Source organism: Vreelandella sp. 162(4c) (assembly GCF_058152265.1).
On sequence record NZ_CM176981.1, the window covers coordinates 5,450,116 to 5,463,982 of the forward strand.

The 13,867-nt window shown below is 57.3% G+C and carries 11 protein-coding genes; 1 reads left to right on the forward strand and 10 read right to left on the reverse strand.

What is annotated here, in order from left to right; translation table 11 throughout:
• Positions 1 to 28 precede the first annotated feature (28 nt).
• The 10 genes from moaA to hemN all read right to left on the reverse strand — a co-directional run bounded on the left by moaA (position 29) and on the right by hemN (position 12,627).
• Positions 29 to 1,018 carry a GTP 3',8-cyclase MoaA gene (moaA, locus tag AC4EYZ_RS25210; RefSeq protein ID WP_022523526.1) on the reverse strand — a complete coding sequence of 330 codons (990 nt, stop codon included), beginning with the start codon at positions 1,016 to 1,018 and terminating at the stop codon, positions 29 to 31.
• Positions 1,015 to 1,419, reverse strand: coding sequence for a putative zinc-binding protein (locus tag AC4EYZ_RS25215; RefSeq protein ID WP_009286657.1), 405 nt, complete (start codon positions 1,417 to 1,419; stop codon positions 1,015 to 1,017). The genes moaA and AC4EYZ_RS25215 overlap by 4 nt, the downstream gene beginning before the upstream one ends.
• Before the next feature lie 52 nt (positions 1,420 to 1,471).
• Positions 1,472 to 2,734 carry a molybdopterin molybdotransferase MoeA gene (locus tag AC4EYZ_RS25220; protein ID WP_474192359.1) on the reverse strand — a complete coding sequence of 421 codons (1,263 nt, stop codon included), beginning with the start codon at positions 2,732 to 2,734 and terminating at the stop codon, positions 1,472 to 1,474.
• A complete protein-coding gene (gene moaB, locus AC4EYZ_RS25225; protein ID WP_474192358.1) occupies positions 2,731 to 3,309 on the reverse strand; it encodes a molybdenum cofactor biosynthesis protein B in 579 nt (192 codons plus the stop codon). The genes AC4EYZ_RS25220 and moaB overlap by 4 nt, the downstream gene beginning before the upstream one ends.
• 35 nt (positions 3,310 to 3,344) lie before the next feature.
• Entirely contained in the window at positions 3,345 to 4,166 is an 822-nt protein-coding gene (locus AC4EYZ_RS25230; protein ID WP_474192357.1) for a peptidylprolyl isomerase, read from the reverse strand.
• A 39-nt stretch (positions 4,167 to 4,205) separates the two neighbouring features.
• Complete coding sequence (gene narI / locus AC4EYZ_RS25235) at positions 4,206 to 4,898, reverse strand: respiratory nitrate reductase subunit gamma (protein ID WP_039858452.1); 693 nt, start codon at positions 4,896 to 4,898, stop codon at positions 4,206 to 4,208.
• 13 nt (positions 4,899 to 4,911) lie between these two features.
• Positions 4,912 to 5,733, reverse strand: coding sequence for a nitrate reductase molybdenum cofactor assembly chaperone (gene narJ / locus AC4EYZ_RS25240; RefSeq protein WP_474192356.1), 822 nt, complete (start codon positions 5,731 to 5,733; stop codon positions 4,912 to 4,914).
• A complete protein-coding gene (gene narH / locus AC4EYZ_RS25245; protein ID WP_226249902.1) occupies positions 5,726 to 7,288 on the reverse strand; it encodes a nitrate reductase subunit beta in 1,563 nt (520 codons plus the stop codon). The genes narJ and narH overlap by 8 nt, the downstream gene beginning before the upstream one ends.
• Positions 7,285 to 11,067: a nitrate reductase subunit alpha gene (locus tag AC4EYZ_RS25250; protein WP_490204066.1), complete on the reverse strand. Its 3,783-nt coding sequence runs from the start codon at positions 11,065 to 11,067 to the stop codon at positions 7,285 to 7,287. The genes narH and AC4EYZ_RS25250 overlap by 4 nt, the downstream gene beginning before the upstream one ends.
• A gap of 174 nt (positions 11,068 to 11,241) precedes the next feature.
• On the reverse strand, positions 11,242 to 12,627 hold the full coding sequence (hemN, locus tag AC4EYZ_RS25255; RefSeq protein ID WP_490204067.1) for an oxygen-independent coproporphyrinogen III oxidase: 1,386 nt from the start codon (positions 12,625 to 12,627) through the stop codon (positions 11,242 to 11,244).
• Positions 12,628 to 12,868: 241 nt separating this feature from the next.
• Between hemN and ubiU the strand changes: the two genes are divergently transcribed.
• Positions 12,869 to 13,864, forward strand: a complete 996-nt coding sequence (ubiU, locus tag AC4EYZ_RS25260) for a ubiquinone anaerobic biosynthesis protein UbiU (protein ID WP_088701521.1) — start codon at positions 12,869 to 12,871, stop codon at positions 13,862 to 13,864.
• Positions 13,865 to 13,867: the final 3 nt, after the last annotated feature.

Below are 13,867 nucleotides of genomic sequence, written 5' to 3' on the forward strand. Positions count from 1 at the left end.
GCTAGCTTTGAACGCTGACCGAATCGTATTACCCGCCTGTTGCATTCATAAACCTCACTATTTGAACTTCACCATCCGTCGTGAAGTGATGGCGCTCAGGTTTTTTCTTCATTGCCGCCACAATGCTCGATTTAAGCCGCTGGGTATCACCCGGATAACGTCGCATTACGGCGCGTAAATCTACCGAGTGCTCATTGCCCAAGCAAAGGAGTAGTCGCCCTTCAGCCGTCACCCGAACACGATTACAGGCAGAGCAGAAATTGTGGCTATGGGGAGAAATAAAGCCAATCCTCGACTGGCTGTCTACCATGCGGTAATAACGGGATGGCCCTAGGGTGGTCTCGGTGGTGGGTAAGAGTTGATAGTGGTTTTCTATGGTCTCGCGTACCGCATCGGTGGAAAGAAAGGTTTCACCACGGTTATGCTCGCTGATAGCGCCCAGCGGCATCTCCTCAATAAAGCTTATATCGACTTGTTCATCCCGGGCAAAGTTTACCAAGTCGATAATTTCGTCGTCATTGCGCCCCTTGAGCAATACGGCGTTGAGCTTAATCGACTGAAAGCCAGCGCGGCGCGCTGCACGGATACCCGCGATCACCTGATCAAGATCCCCCGTCCGGGTTAATGCTTTAAAGCGTTCGGGCTTGAGCGAGTCGAGGCTAATATTGAGCCGATGTAGCCCGCCTTGCCGCAAAGCATTGGCATGCTTGACCAACCCTGAGCCGTTGGTGGTCATCGCCAGCTCGCGCAGACCTTCCAATGCACCGAGTTTTTGCACTAGCGTGAGTACGCCCTGGCGTACCAGCGGCTCACCGCCAGTTAGGCGGATTTTCTCCACACCCAGCTCGACAAATGCCTGTGAAAGCGCGGCTATCTCCTCAAGGGTAAGCAGTTGGGCGCGTGGCAGAAAGGTCATTTCCTCAGCCATGCAGTACACACAGCGAAAATCACAACGATCAGTTACCGATATACGCAGGTAACGCACCGTACGGCCATACCCATCGACTAGCGCACTCATTCCATGGGTTCCTCTTGGGTATTGGCATTAACGGGCAGCCGTGCAATGAGTTCTTTTACTTCTGCGGTGACGTCGATGATTGTTTGCTCATCATAAAACTGGCCCCGCCGCTTGCGCAGGCCGTTTTCATATAGCTTTACGTGCTCTGTGGGTATCACATCCGCTTTGGCGAGACAGTGGCTGGCGCAGTGCATCTGGCACCCGTCAATGGCTACAATAGGGCGCCCTGAGCGGGCAATGCGCACCAGACCGGGCACACCACCGCCCACACCAGCAATGCAGGACATTTCTGCCTCTCCTGCATGGTCAAGACGCAGGGCAACGCTATTGGCAAGTTGCGCCACATCAGAGCAGCCGGAGCAGGCATAAATCAGTGTGCGGGGTTTGTGTTGTGAAGACATACCCTCTCCTATGAAAAAAAACGAGGTCAGTGGCCACGATAGGAAAAGCTGTTCAAGCGGCGAACTGATTGATGGGGTAATAGTGATAGGTGGCCCCTTCAGTTACCTCCGTGGCGGGGTTAATCATTAAATAACCATGGGCCTGGCTAGCCGCGCTGAGCATATGTGAGCCCTGCCCGCCCGCTAGCTGCGCCACGGGAGCCCCCTGTGACCAATCCATCACCACCCGTAGTAGCTCGCAGCGCCCCTGGGGGCCACGCTGAGAAAAGCCCGCTTTTACCGGATAACGCTGTAGAGCCGCTACGGCTCTACCTTGCATGGCATGGATAAACGGCAGCGCCAGCAGCTGCCAGCCCACCAGGGAGGCCACAGGATTACCCGGCAGCGCCATTAACGGTGTGGAAGAGGCAGGCTCCGCGCCCAGATAACCGAACGCAAAGGGCTTCCCTGGCTTCATGGCGACACCATGAAAATGTAAGCCACCGCGCTGCTCGATCACTGGGCGTACATGATCCTCCTCGCCTACCGAAACGCCTCCGGTGCACATCACCACATCCGCAACGGTTTGTGCGTGCTCAAAGGCCTGATGCAATGACTGCGGTGAATCAGCGATGATGCCCAAATCCAGCACGTCGCACTGAGCTTGCGCTAGCAGTACGTTAAGCATGGCGCGGTTGCTGTCGTATACCTGTCCCGGTGATCGCACTGTACCTGGGGCAATCAGCTCATCGCCGGTGGAAAGCAGCGCCACCCTCAGACGCCGTTTGACAGTCACGGTATTGATTCCATGGCTTGCCAGCAGCGCAATCGACGCGGCATCAAGAAGCTTACCCGCAGCGAGCAGCGGGGTGCCTATGCGAGTCTCCTCGCCCTGGCGGCGAATGTTAGCGCCTAGCACCAAGCTACCCTCGAGGTGTATATACCCGCGCTGATCAAGAGTTACCCGCTCTTGAGGCACCACAATATCTGCCCCCATGGGCACCGGCGCGCCGGTAAAAATACGCGCGCAGCCTCCTTCCGCTAGCAGCATGACGCCTGCACCAGCTGGTACGCGCTGGAGAATGGGTAAGCCCGCGCCGCTAGGTGCCGCTTGGTAATCCGCCAGACACAGCGCATAACCATCCATGGCGCTATTGTCCACACCTGGCATATCGAGAGGTGCGACCAGCGTTTCTGCCAGCACTCGACCCGCCGCTTGTTCTAGGGTGATGATTTCTACTGCATTAATGGGCGTGGCAGCGTCGATAAGCCGTTGGCGTGCATCAAACAGATCTAACAAGCCGGGCGTGACTATTTCTGCGCAGTGACAGTTCATAAGGGTTCCAGATCACTGGTAAAACTCGCTGCATGGCGTCCGCTGCAGGGAGTCACTGAAGGGAGTACCATGGCGGCAAAGTTACAGGGGCGAGTGCGGGCGTCCAATTGCAAAGAGATAATTCTGTCCCACGCTAAGGCGCATGCCTTAGGCGAGCCAGGCATTGCAAACACCATCGTTTGATTGGCCACCCCTGCCACGGCGCGAGACTGGATCGTCGCCGTGCCGATTGTCTTCAGGGAGTAGTGGCGGAACAGCTCGCCATACCCCTCAATCGCTTTGTCGAACAGCGGTATCAACGCCTCGGGAGTCGTATCCCGAGCGGTAAAGCCAGTGCCGCCATTAACCAGAATCGCGTGGATATCTGTTCTCGCAATCCACTCCGAGACAACGGCGCGAACCTGGTAGGTATCATCGACAACGATACGCCTCTCCAACAGGACATGGCCGCTTTCATTCAGACGTTTAACCAGCAGGTCACCGCTGCCATCTTCATCGAATCCACGCGTATCGGAAACCGTTAGCACCGCGATGCCAAGCGGAGTAAAAAGTGCATCTACAGGAACATGGGACATCAAACCTCTCCTCTTAGCCTTACTGTTGCATCAAGCTATTGCATCAAACTGCCACCCGCATCGTCATCCAGAACAATCCCTTCGACGCCTATTTCGCTCTCTAACGCCAGCAAATAGTGACGTAGCGCGCGACGAGTTGCCTGCTCCCGTAGGCTATGGCGCACCCGGTCAATAACTTGATCGAAAGGTAACGCCCTACCTTCTCTGCGCTCGTCAATACTCACCACATGCCAGCCATAGCGAGACGCCAAGGGGCGCTCGTGCAGACCTTCGGGCAAGTGCTGCAAAGCGCGATCCAACTCTGGAACCGTCTGCCCTGATACCAACCAGCCCAAATCACCATCCAGCTCTTTTGAAGGGCACGCGGAGTGGTGCTGAGCAAATTCGGCAAACCGTTCGGGTATCTGATTAAGCTGTTCGAGTAGCTTTTCGCCAAGCTGGTAAGCGTCGTCGCGACCCTGGGAGTCATCGGGTGCGGCCGCAAGCAGGATATGCCGAACGCGTAACTGCACCGGTTCGCTGAAGCGCTCGCGGTGGGTCTCAAAAAAGCGCTGGCAATCGGCTTCCCCCGGTTCCGGCACATCAAGCTCCTGTTCGAGCAGGGCAGCAATCGCCGCGTCTTCCTGTGCTTCGCTAACTTCCTGTGTCGATAGTAGGCCCAGGACGCTAGCACGCTGGCGCAGCAGCTCTCTGACCACCAACGCCCGGGCTGCCTGAAGCTGAGCCTCCCCCGCCGTTTCGGCGGGGTGGTACTGCATCTCCAACGCAATCGTTGCTTCATCGATAGGGGTGTCGCCGACGCGTACCGGAGGCGCAGCGACGCCCCCAGGTAACTGTTCGATATCAATCATCTGCATGTTATTTCTCCTCTAGGCCTGGCCGAGCACAAGCAGTTGTTAGCCGCGGCGGCGGACAAGCTGATAACGACGAGTCACATAGCCAAACGGCGCGCTCCACACATGCACCAGCCGCGAAAACGGGAACAGCAGGATGATGGTTAAGCCGATAAAGATATGCAGTTTGTAGATCCACGACACTTCCTGCATGTAGTCCGCCGCACCGCCGCTGAAGAAGACAATCGACTGCGCCCAGCTGGAGAGTGTCAGCATCATTTCGCCGTCCATATGGCCCAGCGAGAAGATGATGGTCACCATACCCAGGCACGCTTGTAAGACGATCAAGCCCAGGATCAAGGTATCCATCATGCTCGACGATGCCTTTACGCGAGGGTTGGCCAGGCGCCGATAGAGCAACATGGCGCCGCCCACCACGCACATGGCACCGGCAATACCGCCCACCACGATAGCCACTAGCTGCTTAGTGCCAGCGTGCAGGAACGGTTCATAGACCCAGTGCGGAGTGAGCATGCCTACCAGATGGCCGAAGAAAATCACGATAATACCGATATGAAACAGGTTGCTGCCCAGGCGCATATTCTTTGAAGAGAGCATCTGGCTAGAACCGGTCTTCCAGGTGTACTGACCATGATCGAAACGGAGCAGGCTACCCAGCAGAAACACCGTGCCAGCGAGATAGGGGTAGTAACCGTAGATCAGATGGGTTAAGTAATGCGCAATCGCGTCATACATGGTGATTCTCCTATTAACGATCGGCGGAAGGAGCGGAAGGAGCGGAAGAGGCATTTAAAGACGGGGCAGGCATAATGCGCACCGGCTGACTCTGAACGGTGTGTTTGCGCTCGGCCAAGCGGCGGCCTTCGGCAGACTGCAGCGCGCAGTCTTCGTCAGAGGTTGCCGAGAAGCGCACCGCTTCTTCTTCCCATACGGCGTCCAAGGCTTCGGGGGTGTTATCAGGCACTTCTTTCTTAACCTGGGGCCGATGCTCTTCGACATCGCCCTCGGCGCCGATTAACGCCAACAGTGACAGCGGTACCAGCGCGTGATCCGCTCCCCGCTCCTCCAGCCGCGCGGTCAGCAGCGCCAGAATATGGCGTATTTCGCCCAGCCAGCGGCCGATCTCGGCTTCATCGCACATTGAAAGGTATTCAAGAAATACCGGTAGATGATCGGGCAGTTCACGGGCATCCAGCTCAAAACCGGCCGCGCTGTACTCGGCCATGAGATCCACCATGGCCTGGCCACGGTCACGTGATTCACCGTGAACGTGTTCGAATAGCAGCAGCGACGTAGCCCGCCCCTTATCGAACATGGCGACGTACTCGGCCTGCAGCTCAAGCAGGTCGCCCTCTTGTAGACGCTGACACCACGCCATAAGCGACGATTTGAGAGCCGCCCCCAGGCGGCGCTCGGCATTGAGAATTTCGATGAGCTCGCCGCTGGCATCCTGCAGTTCCTGGGTCGGGTAATCGAGCAGGCGGGCCAGTACGCGTAGGCTACGCATACCCTGTAGCGGCTCGAACGACGGCTCTACCGGGGTCAGCGATTGGGTAGCGGCTTCAGTCATGACGAGACTCCTCAAGTTGTGGCTGCGGGTCGAAGACCTCTACCGGTTTCACCAACACGCTGGTCTGCTTACGGCCATTGAACAGGTTGGGCTGGCTCTCACCGTGGCAACCATCACCAAAGGTAAAGCCGCACCCTCCCCGTTCAGGGAAGGCTTCGGTGGCCATTTCCCGATGGCTGGTGGGGATCACAAAACGATCCTCGTAGTTGGCAATGGCCAGGTAGCGGTACATCTCCTCTACCTGGGCCACGCTCAGCCCCACGGCATCGAGCACTTCGGCGTTGGGGGCGCCCTCCACGTGTTTGCCACGCATGTAGACACGCATCGCCATCAAACGCTTGAGTGCCAACACCACGGGCTCCTCTTCGCCAGCAGTCAACAGGTTAGCCAGGTACTTCACCGGGATACGCAGTGATTCGATCTTGGGCAGGATGCCATCGAACTCTACATGCCCCGCCTCAGCGGCGGACTGAATCGGCGACAGCGGCGGCACGTACCACACCATCGGCAGCGTGCGGTATTCCGGGTGCAGCGGCAGCGCCAATCCCCAGTCGATAGCCATCTTGTAGACCGGTGAGGCCTGGGCGGCTTTGATGACGTTATCCTGGATGCCATCCCGCTTGGCCTGGGCAATCACTTCCGGATCGTTAGGATCTAGGAAAATCTCGCACTGGCGGTGGTAGAGGTCACGCTCGTCAGGGGAGCTTGCCACTTCCTCTATACGGTCAGCGTCATACAGCAGCACGCCGAGATAGCGAATGCGGCCCACACAGGTCTCGGAGCAGATGGTCGGCTGACCGGCCTCGATACGCGGGTAGCAGAAGATACACTTCTCGGACTTACCGCTTTTCCAGTTGTAGTAGATCTTCTTGTAGGGGCAGCCGGAGATACACATACGCCAGCCACGGCACTTGTCCTGATCGATTAGAACGATGCCGTCCTCTTCCCGCTTGTAGATCGCACCGCTAGGGCAGGACGCCACACAGGTGGGATTCAAGCAGTGCTCGCAGAGGCGCGGCAGATACATCATGAAGGTGTTTTCGAACTGGCCGTAGATATCTGCCTGCACCTTGTCGAAGTTGGCGTCTTTGCGCCGCTTGGCGAACTCGGTGCCAAGAATCTCTTCCCAGTTCGGGCCCCACTCGATCTTTTTCATGCGCTGACCGGAAATCAGCGAGCGCGGACGCGCCACCGGCTGGTGCTCACCGATCTTGGCGGTATGCAGGTGTTGGTAGTCGAAAGTGAACGGCTCATAGTAGTCATCCATCTCGGGCAAGTCGGGGTTGGCGAAAATGTTCGCCAGCACCCGCCATTTGCCACCAATACGCGGTTCAATCCGACCATCGTTACGGCGCATCCAGCCGCCCTTCCACTTGGCCTGGTTCTCCCACTCTTTGGGATAGCCGATACCGGGCTTGGTCTCGACATTGTTGAACCAGGCGTACTCCATACCTTCGCGACTGGTCCAGACATTTTTGCAGGTCACTGAACAGGTGTGGCAACCAATACACTTATCAAGGTTGAGAACCATGCCTACCTGGGAACGAATTTTCATTTCACGGCCTCCTGAACGCTGTCATTGCCTTCACCATCCAGCCAGTCAACGTGTTTCATCTTGCGCACTAACACGAACTCATCGCGATTTGAGCCGACAGTGCCGTAATAATTAAAACTGTAAGAGAGCTGCGCGTAGCCGCCGATCATATGGGTTGGCTTGGGGCAGACACGGGTGACCGAGTTGTGAATACCGCCCCGCGTGCCGGTGACCTCAGAGCCAGGGACGTTCACGTTGCGCTCCTGGGCGTGGTACATCATCACCATGCCCGCTTTGACCCGCTGGCTGACCACTGCCCGCGCGGCAATCGAGCCGTTGGCGTTGTAGACCTCGATCCAGTCGTTGTCCTCGATATCGATCTCAGCCGCGTCCGCCTCGGAGAGCCACACCACCGGGCCGCCTCGGTTAAGCGTCAACATCAGCAGGTTGTCCGAGTAAGTAGAGTGGATGCCCCACTTCTGGTGCGGCGTGAGAAAGTTCAGCGCCTTGCTCTTGAAGCCGTTGTCGGCGGGAAGCTGGAAGCCTTTGGCCGCCTTGGTATCGATGGGCGGACGATAGACCAGCAGGCTTTCGCCAAAAGCGCGCATCCAGGCGTGATCCTGATAGAACTGCTGACGGCCACTCACGGTGCGCCAGGGAATCAGCTCGTGAACGTTGGTGTAACCGGCGTTATAGGAGACATGCTCATCCTCGAGGCCGGACCAGGTCGGGCTGGAGATAATCTTGCGCGGCTGGGCGACGACATCGCGAAAGCGGATTTTTTCGTCATGTTTGGGCCTTGCCAGGTGAGTATGATCACGCCCGGTAATTTTGGAGAGTGCATCCCACGCTTTTACTGCCACGGCGCCGTTGGTTTCCGGTGCCAGGGTCAGAATCATCTCGGCAGCATCGATAGCGCTGTCGATCAACGGACGCCCTTTATGCGGGCCATCCAGCTTGCGATGGTTGAGTTTGCCCAGCAGCTCGACTTCCGCATCGGTATTCCAAGCGATGCCCTTGCCGCCGTTACCGATGCTTTCCAGCAGCGGCCCTACGGAGGTGAAGCGCTCATAGGTTTCAGGATAGTTGCGCTTAACCTCAATCAGCGATGGCATGGTCTTGCCGGGAATCGGCGCGCATTCGCCCTTCTTCCAATCCATCACCACCGGTTGAGCCAACTCTCCTGGCGAGTCGTGCTGCATCGGCAGCGTGACCAGGTCAGTCTCTTCGCCCAGGTGGCCTACACACACCTTGGAGAATGCTTTGGCAATACCCTTGTAAATATCCCAATCGCTACGCGATTCCCAGGCCGGGTCGGTGGCGGCAGTCAACGGGTGAATAAAGGGGTGCATGTCAGAAGTGTTAAGGTCGTCCTTCTCATACCAGGTCGCCGTAGGCAGCACGATATCCGAGTAGAGGCAGGTGGTGGACATGCGGAAATCCAGCGTCACCAGCAGGTCGAGCTTGCCTTCCGGCGCCTCGTCACGCCATACGACTTCTTCGGGCTTCTGGCCGCCGAAGTCGCCCAGGTCTTTACCCTGAATACCGTGGCGGGTACCCAGCAGGTACTTGAGCATATACTCATGGCCCTTACCGGAGCTGCCCAGCAGGTTGGAGCGCCAGATGAACATATTGCGCGGGAAATTCTCTGGCGCGTCCGGGTCTTCCGCGGCAAAGCGCAGCTCACCGCTCTTGAGCTGCTGAACAGCATAGTCGGCTGTCGACATACCCGCGGCTTCGGCTTTTTTCGCTAGGCGTAGCGGGTTAGTGTCCAGTTGTGGTGCTGACGGCAGCCAGCCCATGCGCTCAGCACGCACGTTAAAGTCAATCAGGCTACCGGGGTAATCCTCGGCCTTGGCCAACGGCGAAAGAATTTCTTTAATCTCAAGCTTCTCGTAGCGCCACTGGGAGGAGTGACTATAGAAGAAGGAAGTAGAGTTCATGTGGCGCGGCGGACGCTGCCAGTCGAGGCCAAAGGCCAAAGGCGTCCAGCCAGTCTGCGGACGCAGTTTTTCCTGACCAACGTAGTGGGCCCAGCCGCCACCGCTCTGACCGATACAACCACACATGACCAACATGTTAATCAGGCCGCGGTAGTTCATGTCCATGTGGTACCAGTGGTTCATACCGGCACCAACGATGATCATGCTACGGCCGTTGGTTTTATTGGCGTTATCGGCAAATTCACGGGCAATGCGGGTGCACTGCTCTGCAGGAACACCGGTGATTTTCTCCTGCCACGCGGGGGTATAGGGGCGAATCTGATCAAACGAGGTCGCGCCATCATCTTCGCCGTCGCCGACAAAGCCACGATCGATACCGTAGTTGGCACACATCAGATCAAAAACGGTGACCGCCAGCATTTCGCTGCCATCGGCTCTCTTTAACCGCTTGGCGGGCAAATTGTGGAACAGCAGGTCGTCAGCAGCGCCGACACCGGCCCCTTTGACGTGTTCAAAGTGTTCGTGCTCAATGCCACCGAAATAAGGAAACGCCACGCGAGCGACGCTATCGTGGTGATTGGCCAAACTCAGTAACGGCTTGATCTCGGTGCCTGCGGCGTCCAGCGATTCCAGGTTCCACTTGCCCACTTCGTCGCCGGTTTCGCCCCAGCGGAAACCGATGGAACCGCGTGGTACCACCAGTTGGTCACGGGTTTCGTCCCAGGCAACGGTTTTCCACTCGGGATTGTTTTCCTGGCCCAGGGCAGCATCAAAATCACTGGCACGCAGTTGGCGGCCCGGTGCGAAGCTGCCATCTTCACGCACTTCCAGTTCCACCAGGAACGGCATGTCGGTATAGCGCCGCACATAGTCAGTGAAGTAAGCACTCGGGTTATCGAGGTGGAACTCTTTGAGGATGACATGGCCCATGGCCATCGCCAGGGCGGCATCGGTGCCCTGTTTGGCGGACAGCCATTCGTCGGTGAGTTTGGAAACCTCGGCATAATCCGGGGTGATCGAAACCGTCTTGGTGCCCTTGTAACGTACTTCGGTAAAGAAGTGGGCATCCGGGGTACGCGTCTGGGGCACGTTGGAGCCCCAGGCGATAATGTAGCCGGAGTTGTACCAGTCAGCGGACTCGGGAACGTCGGTCTGCTCGCCCCAGGTCATCGGTGACGCCGGCGGCAAATCGCAGTACCAGTCGTAGAAGCTCATGCAGACGCCACCAATCAGCGAGAGGTAGCGGCTACCTGCGGCGTAACTGACCATCGACATGGCAGGAATCGGCGAAAAGCCGAGAATACGGTCGGGGCCGTACTGCTTGGCGGTGTAAACGTTAGAGGCCGCCACCAGCTCGTTGAGCTCGTCCCAGTTACCGCGAACGAAGCCGCCCATGCCGCGAGCACGCTTGTACTGTTTGGTCTTGGCGGGGTCTTCGACAATAGACGCCCAGGCGTCGACCGGATCTGGGTTAGCCTTGAGCGCTTCGCGCCATAGCGCCAGCAACGGCTTGCGGATCAACGGGTACTTGAGGCGGTTAGCGCTGTACAGATACCAGGAGTAGCTGGCGCCGCGGGGGCAGCCACGCGGCTCATGGTTAGGCAGGTCGGGACGGGTACGGGGGTAGTCAGTCTGCTGGGTTTCCCAGGTAACTAAACCGTTCTTAACGTAGATCTTCCAGCTACAGGAGCCGGTGCAGTTCACCCCGTGGGTACTGCGTACTACTTTGTCGTGCTGCCAGCGGGCACGATAACTATCTTCCCACTGGCGGGATTCGCTGCGTAGCTCACCGTGTTCGTTGGCAAAAGGCTCGCGGGACTTGCGGAAGAAATTCAGCCGATCTATGAAGTGACTCATGGTCGATCTCCAGGCTCCTCGGAAATTTGCATACCCGACAGTGCGGGTTCCATGGAGTGGATTCTGCGTGATCGACAAGCGAATTACTGCGTGATTACCTCCATATACACCCTGTCTACCCCCAAGGTGATAGAGCGGCCAACGTAAAGGAATAGACGGTTGGCACTGTTGAAATTACACCGTGCGCGAATAACGGTTTTCCGTTGGTTTCAGGTAGGCGTCGAACGCCATGGCCAGGTTGCGGATCATCAATCGCCCTGAAAGCAGCACCTCGATGTCATGGTCGCGCAAAGCAATTAACCCGTCGTCCGCCATCTCTTCGAGGCTCGCCAAGGCACTCGCGAAGTAGCTGCGAAAATCGATATTGTGCCGGGCCTCAATAGCGGCAAATTCAAGTCGGCCGTGACACATCAGAGTATTAATGACATCGCGGCGCAGGCGGTCGTCATCGCTAAGACGATAGCCACGGAAGACCGGTAAACGCCCTTCATCCAAGCGATGCTGATACTGGGCAGTGTCCTTGACGTTTTGGCTATAGGTATCGCCCACCTTGCCAATCGAGGTAATGCCCAGCCCAATCATGTCGCAGTCGGCGTGGGTAGAGTAGCCCTGAAAATTGCGCTGCAGAGTGCCATTTTCACGGGCCAGGCTCAGCTCGTCATTCGGAAGGGCGAAGTGATCCATGCCGATGTAGACATACCCTGCAGACGTCAGGCGGTTAATCGTAAGCTCCAGCAGCTCCAGCTTGCGCTCGGGTGGCGGCATGTCTTCGGGGCGAATTAGCCGCTGAGCTTTAAACAGTTCGGGCAAATGGGCGTAGCTATAAGCGGCAATGCGATCTGGTTGCAGGTCAATAATCTTGGTTAGCGTGGTATCGAAACTCGCCACCGTCTGCAGCGGTAAACCGTAGATCAGGTCAACGCTGACCGATTCAAACCCCGCCTCGCGGGCAGCCTTGACCAGGGATACCACCTGCTCTTCGCTCTGGACGCGATTGACAGCTTGCTGCACGTCGTGATCGAAATCCTGCACACCGAAGCTCAACCGATTGAAGCCCAGCGCGTAGAGCTCGTACACCTGTTCGGGTGTCACGGTGCGAGGGTCTACCTCCAGCGAGAATTCACGCTCTTCAGGTGCGGCGAAGTGAAAGGCTTCGTCCAGCGCCGCCATCAGTTCGCGTAGCTGGGCATTGCTTAAGTAGGTTGGGGTGCCGCCGCCCAGATGCAGTTGGGTCATTTGGCGGGTGGTATCGAACAGCGCTCCCTGAACACGTATCTCCTGTTTTAACCACTGGAGGTATTCGGCAGCTCGCTCGGTATTATGAGTAATGATTTTGTTGCAGGCGCAGTAGTAGCACAGGCTTTTGCAGAACGGGATATGCACATAGACCGAAAGCGGCTTGGGTACTGCGACCCGATTACTGCGCTCGGAGGCGCTACGGTAATCATCCTCGGCAAACGCGGCATGAAACTGGGGCGCAGTGGGATAAGAAGTGTACCGCGGGCCTGGGCGGTCATATTTCTCTACCAGGGGGCGATTGAAGAGCAGTTCATCTTGCATGATCGAAGTAGGTCTCTGAAAAGGGGCTCTAAAAGAGGTCTCTGAAATGGAACTCTGGAAGTGGGTGCAGCAAGCATTGGTTAATATTCATACAATATACGTTTTAAAAACTGCCTGCATCCAGCTTGCCTACTCTGCAGCGTTATCCTCTTTTGAAAGCCACCCCGATATGACCTGTGTCAAAAGCCGACAAAAAATAGGTGACTAAAATGCTCGGACTTTCCCCGCAAGGAGTCTCGCTATGGAGCTTGTATGTCCCGCTGGCAACCTGCCCGCCCTCAAGCGCGCTGTAGATGAAGGTGCCGACGCTGTCTATTTCGGTTTCCAGAACATAACCAACGCACGGCAATTCGCCGGGCTAAACTTTACCGACAAACGTGCCCGCGAGGGGATCGATTACGCCCACCGACATGGCAAACGCGTTTTTTGCGCCATTAATACCTATCCCCAGCCCGATGGCTGGCAACACTGGACTCGGGCCGTAGACCAGGCCGCCGAACTGGGCGTGGATGCGCTGATTCTCGCCGATATGGGACTGCTCGACTACGCTACTCGCCATCACCCTGAAATCTCGCGGCACCTTTCAGTACAGGGTTCGGCGACCAGCCATGAAGCGCTACGCTTTTACCACCAGCATTTCGGCATCAAGCGCGCCGTACTGCCAAGGGTACTGTCAATCACTCAGGTCCGCGACCTTGCCAAGCAAACACCGGTAGAACTGGAGGTGTTCGCTTTCGGCAGCCTGTGCATCATGGCCGAAGGACGCTGCTATCTCTCCTCCTACCTGACCGGCGAATCGCCCAATACCCGGGGCGTCTGCTCGCCAGCGGCTCATGTCCGCTGGGAAGAAACGCCTGAGGGCTTAGAGTCGCGCCTTAACAATGTTCTTATCGACCGCTACGCCGAAGGCGAGCGCGCGGGCTACCCCACCCTATGCAAGGGTCGCTTCGAGGTGGCGGGCGAGACCTATCACGCCATTGAGGAACCCACCAGCCTCAATACCCTGGAGCTATTGCCGGAGCTACGCGACCTGGGTATTAGCGCCGTCAAAATTGAAGGCCGTCAGCGCAGCCCCGCCTATGTCTCTAAAGTGGCCGGGATCTGGCGTCAGGCGCTCAACCGCCTAGAGGCTCAGCCTGAGCGCTTTGATCCAGAACCCGCCTGGATGGCAGGCCTTGCCGAGCTTTCCGAAGGTGCCATCACTACCCTAGGCGCCTACGAGCGCCGCTGGAAATAGGAG

Bases quoted from the DNA above. Each gene is read 5' to 3' on its own strand.
- AC4EYZ_RS25215 (WP_009286657.1), bottom strand. From the start codon at position 1,419: ATGTCTTCACAACACAAACCCCGCACACTGATTTATGCCTGCTCCGGC.
- narJ (WP_474192356.1), bottom strand. From the start codon at position 5,733: ATGACTGAAGCCGCTACCCAATCGCTGACCCCGGTAGAGCCGTCGTTC.
- moaB (WP_474192358.1), bottom strand. From the start codon at position 3,309: ATGTCCCATGTTCCTGTAGATGCACTTTTTACTCCGCTTGGCATCGCG.
- moaA (WP_022523526.1), bottom strand. From the start codon at position 1,018: ATGAGTGCGCTAGTCGATGGGTATGGCCGTACGGTGCGTTACCTGCGT.
- ubiU (WP_088701521.1), top strand. From the start codon at position 12,869: ATGGAGCTTGTATGTCCCGCTGGCAACCTGCCCGCCCTCAAGCGCGCT.
- narH (WP_226249902.1), bottom strand. From the start codon at position 7,288: ATGAAAATTCGTTCCCAGGTAGGCATGGTTCTCAACCTTGATAAGTGT.
- AC4EYZ_RS25220 (WP_474192359.1), bottom strand. From the start codon at position 2,734: ATGAACTGTCACTGCGCAGAAATAGTCACGCCCGGCTTGTTAGATCTG.
- AC4EYZ_RS25230 (WP_474192357.1), bottom strand. From the start codon at position 4,166: ATGCAGATGATTGATATCGAACAGTTACCTGGGGGCGTCGCTGCGCCT.
- AC4EYZ_RS25250 (WP_490204066.1), bottom strand. From the start codon at position 11,067: ATGAGTCACTTCATAGATCGGCTGAATTTCTTCCGCAAGTCCCGCGAG.
- hemN (WP_490204067.1), bottom strand. From the start codon at position 12,627: ATGCAAGATGAACTGCTCTTCAATCGCCCCCTGGTAGAGAAATATGAC.
- narI (WP_039858452.1), bottom strand. From the start codon at position 4,898: ATGTATGACGCGATTGCGCATTACTTAACCCATCTGATCTACGGTTAC.